Annotated in this window: 7 protein-coding genes; 2 read left to right on the forward strand and 5 right to left on the reverse strand. The window is 31.2% G+C overall.

What is annotated here, in order from left to right:
- Positions 1-8: 8 nt before the first annotated feature.
- From Q0998_RS01000 to Q0998_RS01010, 3 genes are all read right to left on the reverse strand, one after another.
- Positions 9-1,493, reverse strand: a complete 1,485-nt coding sequence (locus Q0998_RS01000; RefSeq protein WP_299664961.1) for an FGGY family carbohydrate kinase — start codon at positions 1,491-1,493, stop codon at positions 9-11.
- 16 nt (positions 1,494-1,509) lie between these two features.
- A complete protein-coding gene (locus tag Q0998_RS01005) occupies positions 1,510-2,166 on the reverse strand; it encodes a T9SS type A sorting domain-containing protein (protein ID WP_299664964.1) in 657 nt (218 codons plus the stop codon).
- A gap of 174 nt (positions 2,167-2,340) precedes the next feature.
- On the reverse strand, positions 2,341-3,141 hold the full coding sequence (locus Q0998_RS01010; protein ID WP_299664967.1) for a hypothetical protein: 801 nt from the start codon (positions 3,139-3,141) through the stop codon (positions 2,341-2,343).
- 160 nt (positions 3,142-3,301) lie between these two features.
- Between Q0998_RS01010 and Q0998_RS01015 the strand changes: the two genes are divergently transcribed.
- Positions 3,302-5,413: a thioredoxin domain-containing protein gene (locus tag Q0998_RS01015; RefSeq protein WP_299664969.1), complete on the forward strand. Its 2,112-nt coding sequence runs from the start codon at positions 3,302-3,304 to the stop codon at positions 5,411-5,413.
- 265 nt (positions 5,414-5,678) lie between these two features.
- Positions 5,679-9,878, forward strand: a complete 4,200-nt coding sequence (locus Q0998_RS01020; RefSeq protein WP_299664972.1) for a two-component regulator propeller domain-containing protein — start codon at positions 5,679-5,681, stop codon at positions 9,876-9,878.
- A gap of 9 nt (positions 9,879-9,887) precedes the next feature.
- On the opposite strand, the gene Q0998_RS01025 is transcribed toward Q0998_RS01020, so the two are convergent.
- Complete coding sequence (locus Q0998_RS01025) at positions 9,888-10,232, reverse strand: L-rhamnose mutarotase (RefSeq protein WP_299664975.1); 345 nt, start codon at positions 10,230-10,232, stop codon at positions 9,888-9,890.
- 282 nt (positions 10,233-10,514) lie between these two features.
- The gene (gene fucP / locus Q0998_RS01030; protein ID WP_299664978.1) at positions 10,515-11,852 is read right to left on the reverse strand and encodes an L-fucose:H+ symporter permease; all 1,338 of its coding nucleotides are present in this window, start codon (positions 11,850-11,852) and stop codon (positions 10,515-10,517) included.
- Positions 11,853-11,860: the final 8 nt, after the last annotated feature.

Raw genomic sequence — 11,860 nt, forward strand, 5'->3', positions numbered from 1 at the left:
TTTACTTTTTATTTATTTTTAATAATATGCTCTAATTCGTGTTTCCAATTTTGATATGCCAATTGATAAGGTTCATTATTTTTTAATGGCATAAATGTCATTACGTGATCGTTTTTAGTAATATTCTCTCCAAAACCTTTAAAATCTTTATCAATTAAACCAGCAGCTCTTGCAGCTCCAATAGCACCAGTTGTATTATAAATTTCAATTTCGTGACCTATTAATGTAGCGACTGTATTTGAGAAAATTTCTGATCTGAATAGGTTGTCATTTCCTGCTCTAATTACATTAATCAAAGCATTATCTCCTTTTAATATTTCCATTCCATACACAAAAGAAAATGCAATACCCTCTAGTGCAGCTCTATACAAATGACCATGGCTATGTGTATTTAAGTTAATGTTGCATATTTGAGTGCCAATATTTTTATTGTTAAACATTCTTTCTGCACCATTACCAAATGGGATTACTTGAACACCATCTGAACCTATAGGAATTTTAGAAGCTTTTCTATTCATATTTTCATACGAATTCTCTACACTATGATTTCTTAACCATCGATACTGAATTCCTGCTCCATTAATACACAATAACTTTCCTAAAACTGGTTTTTTTGCTGTATAATTTACATGTGCAAAATTGTTTATCCTTGATGATTCTTTAGAGACTAAACTATCTGTAACTGCATAAATAACACCAGAAGTACCTCCTGTTGCTGCAACTTCTCCATGGTTAAAAATATTTAAAGAAAGTGCATTGTTTGGTTGATCACCAGCTCTGTAGGTAACAGAAATTCCTTTAGGCAAACCTGTTTCTTGAGAAGCTTTTTCATTCACTTCTCCTTGATTTGTAAAATTCTCAACAATATCTGGTATTAAATCTTTATCAATTTGATAATATTCTAATAGTTCTTTAGAAACGCAATTGTTTTTATAATCCCAAAGAATGCCTTCAGAAAGGCCATTTTTAGTGGTATTTATTTCACCCGTAAGTTTGTAAGCAACATAATCTCCAGGCAACATAATTTTATGAATTTTTTCATACAATTCTGGCTCGTTTTCTTTTACCCATCTTAATTTTGATGCAGTAAAATTTCCTGGAGAGTTTAGTAAATTGTTTTCACAATAGTTATTTCCTAAAGTATCAAAAGCTTTGTTACCAATTTCTACAGCTCTACTATCACACCAAATAATTGAATCTCTTAAAGGTTTACCTTCTCTATCTAAAATAACTAAACCATGCATTTGGTAAGAAATACCAATAGAAATGATTTTTTTATAATCGATATTGGCTTCAGCTATAACTCTTTTTATGGCGCTACAGATATGTTTCCACCATATTTCTGGATTTTGTTCTGCCCAATCTTTATGAATAGACAGAATTTCCATCTCATTTGGCGGTTCATGTAAACTTAAAATACTTTTACCTGTTTTAGCTTCTACAATTGCAACTTTTACAGAAGAACTACCAATATCTAACCCTAAATAATACAAATTTTTTGGTTTTAAATTATTCTTTTAAAAATTTGGCAATTTTTTTATCGCCCGTTGAAACCAAATAAATTCCTTTGCTTAATTTAGAAATATCTACACTAATTAATTCTTTGTCATTAGATTCAAACTCCATCACTTTTTTACCTATTAAAGAAAAAATAGATATGCTTTTTATATCTAAATTTTTGTTTGATATATTTAAAATATCTGAACTTGGGTTTGGATACATAGTAATCTTGTTTTGAGCTACCTCATCTACACTTGCTGTGTTTGATATGGTTACTAAATTCCCTGAATTATTATACCCTGTATCAGAACCATCAGAAGCTAAAGTAATTTTACCAGCCCAAGTAAACACCTCACCATCTACAGGATTATTATAAATACCAAAGGTTACAGTTTGTGTTCCTGAACCTGAATTGATTGGCGTAATTGCTGTCTCATAAGCAATATTTCTTTGACCCCAATCTGGAGTTCCATCTGCTTTTGCTATTATTAATTGCCATTCAAATTTATCTCCTTCTGAAACACCATCAAAATCAAAAGTTAAACTTACAGTTGTTGTTGTAGGCGTAATAGCAGACTCAAAAACTAGGTTTGACATCGTTTGGGATTTCAAAGAACTTAAAGAAATTAAAGAAATTGCTGTTAATAAAAGTAATTTTTTTTTCATGATTTTGTTTTTAAATTAATTATTAAATTGAGTTTTAAAATTAACTGTAAACTAAATGAACTGATGATAAAAATCGAGCAAGATGTAAAACAAATGATGCTTGATAAAATCGAATTTGGTTAAAATCAAGAGAAACAACCTTTGCTGCTAGTTTTTTAAAAAAATTAAGTGCAATTATTCACAAATAATTGCACTTAATAAAGTTTGATTTGATATTGCTATATTTTGTGAAACTGAATCATTAAATAAAACAAACTTATCTATGCCATGCTCTTTAGATCTTCCTGAAACTTGAACTGTATAATTTCCAGCGGTTTCAAAAACTGCATATATACTATGACCATCATTATCACTTGTAGAAGACTGCCAATGCCAAGTACTTGCTGTATTCATATAAATTTTAAACCATCCATCTTTACCTGAACCTTCTGGATCTGTAGTTGCTTGACCAGCACTTGCTGCGATAGGATCTTGAATTGTACCATGAGGATAAACAATATTCCCATCCGATTTTTGACCGTAAAAATGTTTTGCATCTGGTATTTTTAACCAACTATCATTAAATTCAGATACGTTGGTTCCCTCTGTTATATATGAGCGCCAAATAAAACGATACGTTCCTGGATTTGTAATTCTAATTTTAAAATTTAAGAGTCCTTTTCCAGGTTCTTGAAAAGAATCTGCACCTTCCCAGACTAAATAGCCATCTCCAGAATAATTTGAAAGTAATTTATGGAATTTCCAAGAAGTACTTTCAAAATTTGAACTTTCAAATTCTACAAGTACCAAACCACCATTTTCAATAAAAACTGGGTTTTTATCTTCTTTACAACCAGCATTATAAATAATTTCAGTTGTTGTGCTTGAATCTAATTCATCATCTGGAATTATTGGTGTCCCTTTTTCTTGCTCTGAACAACTAAAAAAGCAATAACACAAAAAGAATAAATAGAATTTAGTTTTTAAGAATTTCATATAAATCAATTTAAAAGTAAAAATAGAAGACAAAGAATATTAGTTATCCTAAAGATTAAGCGTTATCTGAAAAAATTGTTGCATATACAGATATTTCTAATAATTTATATTTATTCTTTCTATTTTAGCACACATCATAAGAATTCTTTAATTATAGGAAATGAAAACGAATCAAATTATTAGCAAAATAATTGTTGTGACTTTTTACTGCTGCTTGCTATTAAGCTGTATTAAAAAACAAGAAACTGCACAAACAAATGATTTGATTTATGAAACAAGTCCATATTTATTACAACACGCTAAAAATCCAGTAAATTGGAAAGCATGGAATTCTAAAACTTTGGAATTAGCTAAAAAAGAAAATAAATTAATGGTTATTTCTATTGGCTATTCTGCTTGCCATTGGTGTCATGTAATGGAAGAAGAAAGTTTCGAAAATGATACAATAGCTAAATTGATGAATAACAATTTCATAAATATAAAAGTTGATAGAGAAGAAAGACCTGATGTTGATAATATTTATATGGATGCTGTTCAATTAATGACAGGAAAAGGTGGCTGGCCTTTAAATTGTATAGCATTACCAAATGGAAAACCTGTTTTTGGAGGTACTTATTTCACTAAAAAACAATGGAAAAAAGTATTGACTGATATTCATCAACTTTATATAGAAAGCCCTGAAAAATTAATTGAATATGCAGAAAAAGTAACCGCTAAAATTCAAGAATCTGGATTAATTACTTTAAAAGAAGAAAACGAGAGCATCAACGAAAATGATTTAAAAAGTAGTGTTGCACTATGGAAAGAAAGTTTTGATACGGAATTTGGTGGCATAAAAAGTGACATTAAATTTCCATTACCAAAAAATTTAGAATTTTTATTGCGATATGATTATCATTTTAATGATATATCTATAAATAATCATCTAGAAACATCTTTAACACAAATGGCTTATGGTGGTATTTTTGATCAAATTAATGGTGGATTTTCAAGATACGCTACTGATAGAAAATGGCATATTCCCCATTTTGAAAAAATGTTGTATGACAACGCACAATTAGTTAGTTTGTATTCAAAGGCATATCAAAAAGAAAATAAACCTCTTTATAAATCTGTAATTATTGAAACTTTAGATTTTATAAAATCAGAACTTACAGCATATAATGGTGCTTTTTATTCCTCTTTGGATGCTGATAGTAAAAATTCTAAAAATGAGTTAGAAGAAGGTGCTTATTATTATTGGACAAAAAAAGAATTACAAAACATAATAAAAGAAAGTTACCCTCTTTTTGAGAAATATTATAATATTAATAATTACGGATTATGGGAAAAAGACAGATATGTTTTAATTAGAAATTCGTCTGATATGGAATTTGCAAAAAAAAACAGAATTGATATAGAAAAACTTTATGAATTAATACATGATTGGAAAACTAAACTTAAAAAAGAAAGAAAGAAGAAAAATAAACCGAGATTAGATGATAAAGTATTAACTTCTTGGAACGCACTAATGATTAGTGGATATCTAGATGCATACAGAGCTTTAAAAGACGAAAATTATTTGAATATCGCATTAAAAAATGCTCATTTTGTTGTAGAAAATCAGCTTCAAAAAAATGGAAAACTATTTAGAAACTATAAAAACGGAAAAAGCACCATAGATGGATATTTAGAAGATTATGCAACATTAATAGAAGCGTTTATTAATCTTTATGAAGTAACTTTTGATGAAAAATGGCTAAAAAAGTCTAAAATATTATTAAACTACTCTATTAATCACTTTTTCAACAAGGAAAATGGAATGTTTTATTTTACTCAAAAAAATAATTTAATTTCCAAAAAAACTTTAATAATAGATGGAGCCATAAGTTCTCCAAATTCTATTTTGGCAAATTGTCTCTTCAAATTAGGGTTGTATTATTCTAATACTGAATATACGAAAATGGCTAATCAAATGCTATCTAACATCAAAAGTGATGTTTTAGTAAACCCAAATTCTTTTAGCAATTGGTTAAACCTATCTATCAACTTTTCTAAACCTTTTTATGAAGTTGCTATTGTTGGTAATAATGCAAAAAAAATGAATAGCAAACTTTTAGAATATTATTTACCAAATATTATAATCGCAGGATCAGAAAATGATAATAGTAGCTTATCTATACTTAATAATAAATTTGTTGATGATGAGACCTTTATATATGTATGCAATTTAGGTAACTGTAAATTACCACAGAGAGAAGTATTACAATCAATCTCTTTAGTTACAAAATAAGATGAGTTTAATTTAATGTAAAAATTTTAATATCTTCTATTACCTATTTGCTTCTCGAATATTAATTTTAGGAAGTACGTTTTATAAATTATATCTAGATTTCACTTTTAGATTCATAAATAAATCAAAATTAACAAAAGGACATATAGCATTAAAATAACAAAGTAGATGTTTTTAATTAAAGCACTAATGGGTTTTTATTAGGTATTGTAAAATACATTAACTAATATTGAGATATAATGTTTTTTGCTTTTTTATTAAGATTATGAATATAAATAATTCTTTTTTTTTAAGTTTTTTATCTCTTCTTATAGCTATTGGGTTTAGTCAACTATCCATTAGCCAAAATACTATAGTTTTTGATAGAATTTCTACAAATGAAGGTTTATCACAGGGCGATGTAAATATCATTTACCAAGACAATAAAGGCTTTATGTGGTTTGGTACGCACGATGGTTTAAATAAATATAATGGTTATGAATTTACTGTTTACAAACCAAACGCTAATGATTCAACAAGTATTAATAGTAACTTAATTTATGCTATTACAGGAGATAATGAAGGAAATTTATGGGTAGGTACAACAGGAAATGGACTCAATTATTATAATAAAACTACAGGTAATTTTAAACATTACTTACATAACAAAGAAGATATTTATAGCTTATCTAGTAATCATATAAATACGCTCTATATAGATGCAAGAAATATGCTTTGGATTGGAACAGCTAATGGTCTTGATTTAGTAGATTTAAAGAAAACAAAAAACATCGTAAAATTTAAGCATTATAATCCTGTACATAATAAAATAACTACTAATTTTTTAAAAAATAACGTTTATGCGATTTTTGAAGATAGTAAAAATCAACTTTGGGTTGGAAGTTCTAATGGACTGTTTAAACTTTCTAGAGACGAAAACGGAACTATCTATTTTATCTCACTAAATAATTTAATAGATTTACCAAACGATACGTCTGTACAATCTATAGCAGAAGATGAATATGGACGCTTAATAATTGGAACAGGAAAAGGGCTTTATATTTATAATTCGGCGTTTATTAATAATAAAGTTATAAAAATTAAAAATGGTTTTTATAGTGATATTAAAATTGATAATAAAAATAACATTTGGGCAGGTTCTAATATGGGATTACTCTATTTTTTGAATCAAGATTTAGAAAAAACACCAATTTTAGAGAATCAATTTACTTACGACCCAAAAATTAGTAATAGTATTAGCAAAAACATAATAAAATCACTTTTTATAGATAAAACTGGTATTCTTTGGATAGGAACAAATGGTGGTGGAATAAATAAATTAGATCCAGAACAAAAAAAATTTAAACTCATAAAAAAAACGCTTGATCCTAAAAGTTTAAGCTATGATAAAATAAGATCTATTTTTGAAGACAGCAACAATAATTTATGGATTGGTACAGAAGGCGGAGGATTAAATATTTTAACTTCGAAAAATAACGATGGTAATTACGCTAATTTCATCAACTTAAAAACAGTTTTAAAACCATTTGCAATAGAAGAATTAGCAAGTAAAAAAACCATATTAATTGGCGCAGAAAATACTCCTGGACTTTATGAAATAAATATTTCTGATATTAATAAAATTAAGGAGAGTGATTTAAAACCAATAAAAGAAGTCCCATTTAGTGTTTTCTCTATATTAGAAGATAGTAATGAAAACGTCTGGATTGGAACTTACAGTGGAGGAATTTATAGATGGTTAAAAAATAAAAATAGTGGAGGGTATAAAAAAGATGTTATTTTTTATACTTCCTCTAATACCAAAGGAATTCCAAGTAATATTATTAGAAATATTTATGAAGATAGTAACCACAATATTTGGTTTGGAACAGGAGACGGTTTAAGTAAATTAATTCCTTCCGAAATTTCAAAAGAAAATCCAGCGTTTATCACTTTTAAAAATAATCCAAAAAATAAAAACAGTATTAGTCATAATTATATTTTAGCATTGTATGAAAACAAAAAAGGCGATTTTTGGATAGGAACTCTAGGAGGCGGTTTAAATAAGTTAGTATTTAATAAAAATGAATCTGAAGCTATATTTAAAACATATACAGAAACGGATGGTCTTGCCAATAATGTAGTAAAAGGCATTCTTGAAGATTCTGAAAATAATCTTTGGTTATCTACAAACAAAGGGCTCTCTAAATTCAATCCAAAAGATGAGACATTCAAGAACTACGATGTCAATGACGGGCTACAGGATAATGAATTCCAAGAACTCGCTTTCCTGAAAAGGAAAAATGGGGAAATGATCTTTGGAGGCATCAATGGTTTCAATGCCTTTTATCCGGAGAAAATCGAAGACAATCCTTATAAAGCAAACGCAGTGGTCACTAATTTTTTCATCTCTAACAAAGAAGTCAGTCAAGGAGAAAAAATAAATGGGCGGGTAATTTTAAAAAGGGCTATTGACGAGACGAAAAGTTTGGAGCTAGAATATTTTGAGAATAGTTTTTCTTTTGAATTTGCGGCCTTGCATTATTCAGCACCCAGCAAGAATAGATTCGCCTATAAACTGGAAGGCTTTGATGAGGATTGGATTTACACCAATTCAAACAAACGTTTTGCTACCTATACCAATCTAGAATTTGGCAAATATGTCTTAAAAGTAAAAGCATCCAACAACGATGGTATTTGGGAGGATTCTTCCACGGAGATCACCATTGACATAATCCCTCCGATTTGGAAGACTAGAGGTGCATATATCTTCTATACGATTTTATTCTTGGGAATGATTTCTTTCCTATGGATAAATACCATTGCAAAAGCTAAACACAAACACCAATCAGAATTAGCCTCGCTAAAAAATCAAAAAGAAGAAGAATTACAAAACTTGAAATTAAAATTTTTCACCAATATCTCGCATGAATTAAGAACTCCCTTAACGCTTATAAAAGGACCTTTAGAATATTTAATAAAAAAAGGAACGAAAATCAAACAAGATACTGCACAGGAGCAGTATGAGTTAATGAAAAAAAACACTGACTACTTGTTTCGTTTAGTGAACCAACTGTTGGATTTCCGAAAAATAAATCAAGGAAAGATGCACTTGGTCATGCGTCATACAGATATAGTGTCCTTTATAAAGGAAGTTGCAGAACCGTTCCAATTCTTATCACATAAACAACAGATAAAACTTACCGTACATGGTTCCAAGCCTTTTATAACTACCTGGTTCGATCATGAGGCACTGGAAAAGATCATAAACAACTTATTGTCCAATGCGTTCAAATTCACACCCAAAAACGGAAAAATCGATATCAACATCAGCAAAGAGACAGCTATCGTAACTATCGAGGTCAAAGACTCTGGAATTGGGATTCCGGATAGTAGCAGGGAAACCATCTTCGAGCGATTCTACAGCAAGAAGACACAGGACAATAGCAATACAGAAGGGGTTGGGATCGGTTTGTCTTTTGTGAAAAACCTAATAGAATTGCATCAAGGAACCATAAGTGTTTCCAGCGAAACCGGTCAAGGAACAAGTTTTGTAGTTAAAATCCCATCAGAAAGAAAAGCTTATGAGAATATCCCTGAAATAAGCTGTAAAGAAAGTACCGATGCCGATTTTAAGAGACGAACATCAGAAAACGAATCCTTTGCCATAGATTTAGACGATGAAATCACCGACGAAAAAATCTCTAAAGAACGTTCAAAATCTCCAGTTTTATTGATTGTTGATGACAATAGGGACATAAGAATTTTCATCAAACAAGTTTTACAGGAAGAATACACTATCTATGAAGCAGAGAATGGGCAGCAAGGTTTGGAAATTGCAAAGAAAATAATACCAAACATAGTGATAACTGATTTAATGATGCCGATTATGAATGGTTTGCAATTTTGTGAAAACCTCAAAACCACTAAGACCACAAGCCATATTCCTGTGATAATCCTTACAGCAAAATTATCACAGGAAAGCGAACTGAAAGGCCTACAACACGGGGCTGACGACTATATTAGAAAACCTTTTGATGTGGAATTGTTGCACTTGAAACTAAAAAACATACTACAACAAAGGGAACAGCTGCGCATTCGATTCAACAGAGAGATCACATTACAGCCAAAAGAAGTAACTGTCACCTCGTCTGACGAGAGGTTTTTACAACAAGCCATAGAGATTGTAGAAAAACATATGATGAATACCGATTTCAGTGTAGAGATGCTAGTGAAAGAAATGGGACACAGCAGGAGTAATCTCTATTTGAAATTCAAGGAAATCACAGGCTTGTCCTCTAGTGAGTTCATTAGAAACATCCGATTAAAAAGAGCGGTGCAACTTTTTGAAAGCAGCGATTTATCTGTAAAAGAAATCATGTACATGACAGGTTTCAACACTGCATCCTATTTTGCCAAATGCTTTAAAAAACAATTTGGTGTGAAACCGAGTGATTATGTCAGGAAATTTAAGAAAAAAGTATAGATTTCAGTCTCATTCCAACTGAAAGATTCTTTCTAGGGCGATCCATTTTTCACCATCTCTAGCCCAAGGTAGTTCTTGTTGATATTTCCACATGAGGTTTTCCCATTCTGTTACTTTCGGGTTTTCCGCATCCATCTCCGCTTTTTTATGGAGACTGAACATCTCGTCTACTTCCATGATCATAAACATCCTATTACCTGTAAGATAGATTTCCATGTCAACAATACCAGCATCTTTAATGCTTTTTGTTATTTCTGGCCAAGCATTTCCTGCTTTGTGGTATTCTTTATATGCTGCAATCAACTTAGCATCGTCTTTTAAATCGCAGGAGAAACAGTATCTTTTTGTGTTCATATTAAATTGTTCATTGGATGGGAGTCTTGAGAAATAGAAGCGAATTCCACAAATTCCTCAAAACTGGCTGAAAGCAGTCCCTGTAGAATTCTCGAATTTCACTAGATTACACCGATTGTGATTTTAAATGTCGCATATATCCTCCTTGAAATCCCTGCCTGCCGGTCAGGCAAGGTATACCTCGCCTGTCCGGCAGGCAGGTCGGCTTATACTCGAGATGAATTATTTACGGCATCAAAAACAACCAAATGGGTATTATATACTTGTCTGGGATCTGTGTTCCTATAATCTTGATGTCTTCATTGTTCTATATCCATAATGAGCAACAACCGCCAGACAAATCATTGGTAAAATAAATGAGAAATTCACCTCGGGGATAAAACCTAAAATTCGTTCATCTGCAAAACCCGAACCTCCCCAATCCAAGATACTCCCTTGTAAAACGGGCATCAATGCACCACCCACAATTGCCATGACTAAGCCTGCAGAACCTATTTTAGCCTCATCCCCCATATCTTTCAATGCGATTCCATAGATTGTCGGGAACATAATCGACATAAATAAAGATACCCCGACTAAAGAATACAAACCTGTTATGCCTTGTAATAAAATGGCTCCTGCACAAAACACGACGCCTCCAACACCAAAGAGCATTAATATTCTCGAGGGGTTTATGCTCTTCATCAATGCAGTTCCCATCCATCTGCCTATCAGGAAGATAATCATGGCCGCCACGTTGAACCAGGTCGCCGTTAATTGCTCATCTGCCGGTAAATTCTCATTGATATTGTCAACATATTGAAAAATATATGTCCAACACATGATTTGTGCACCTACATAAAAAGCTTGTGCCAACACTCCATGTAAATAGACTTTATTGGCAAATAATTTTTTAAATGATACTGATAATGCGGTTTTTTCTTCATCCGGAGTTTTAGGAATCTTAGTAAAAAAAATTATTGCCATAATTGCCAAGACCACCAAACCCAAAATGATGTATGGTACACTAATCACACTTAAGTCATTTTCTCTGACTGTTGCTTTTGCCGTTTCAGAGAGTGTCTCATAAATCAATGCTCCAGAAGCATCTTTATCATCTGAACGCAATGCTGAGATGACAAACTGCTGCGCCACGACCATCCCGATTAAAGAACCGATAGGATTGAATGCCTGAGCTAGATTTAGACGTCGAGTAGCTGTTTCTTTGTCTCCTAAAGATAAGATCAACGGGTTTGAAGTGGTTTCTAAAAAGGCCAGACCACAAGTAATAATCCAAAGTGAGACCAAAAAGTAGTTGAATTCTTGATTTGTGGCCGCAGGATAAAACAAAAATGCCCCGACCGCATATAAAGACAAACCTACAATTATCCCTGACTTATAACTGTATTTCCTGATAAATAGAGCCGCAGGTAAAGCCATGAAGAAATACCCGAAATAAAAAGCGAATTGTACTAAAGAAGCCTGGACGTTTGATAGTTCCGGCATTACTTTTTTGAATGCAGAAACCATCGGGTTGGTTAAATCATTGGCAATTCCCCAAAGCGCAAATAGCGAAGTAATGATGATAAAAGGAAATAGTAACTCTTTTTTAACTACTGGTCTCTTCTTGGAACTGCTCATGGATTATA

The sequence above is a fragment of the uncultured Polaribacter sp. genome (genome assembly GCF_947501385.1).
GTDB lineage: Bacteria > Bacteroidota > Bacteroidia > Flavobacteriales > Flavobacteriaceae > Polaribacter.

Excerpts from the sequence above, each read along its gene's own strand:
- Q0998_RS01005 (WP_299664964.1), bottom strand. The coding sequence starts at position 2,166 with ATGAAAAAAAAATTACTTTTATTAACAGCAATTTCTTTAATTTCTTTA.
- Q0998_RS01010 (WP_299664967.1), bottom strand. The coding sequence starts at position 3,141 with ATGAAATTCTTAAAAACTAAATTCTATTTATTCTTTTTGTGTTATTGC.
- Q0998_RS01015 (WP_299664969.1), top strand. The coding sequence starts at position 3,302 with ATGAAAACGAATCAAATTATTAGCAAAATAATTGTTGTGACTTTTTAC.
- Q0998_RS01020 (WP_299664972.1), top strand. The coding sequence starts at position 5,679 with ATGAATATAAATAATTCTTTTTTTTTAAGTTTTTTATCTCTTCTTATA.
- Q0998_RS01025 (WP_299664975.1), bottom strand. The coding sequence starts at position 10,232 with ATGAACACAAAAAGATACTGTTTCTCCTGCGATTTAAAAGACGATGCT.
- fucP (WP_299664978.1), bottom strand. The coding sequence starts at position 11,852 with ATGAGCAGTTCCAAGAAGAGACCAGTAGTTAAAAAAGAGTTACTATTT.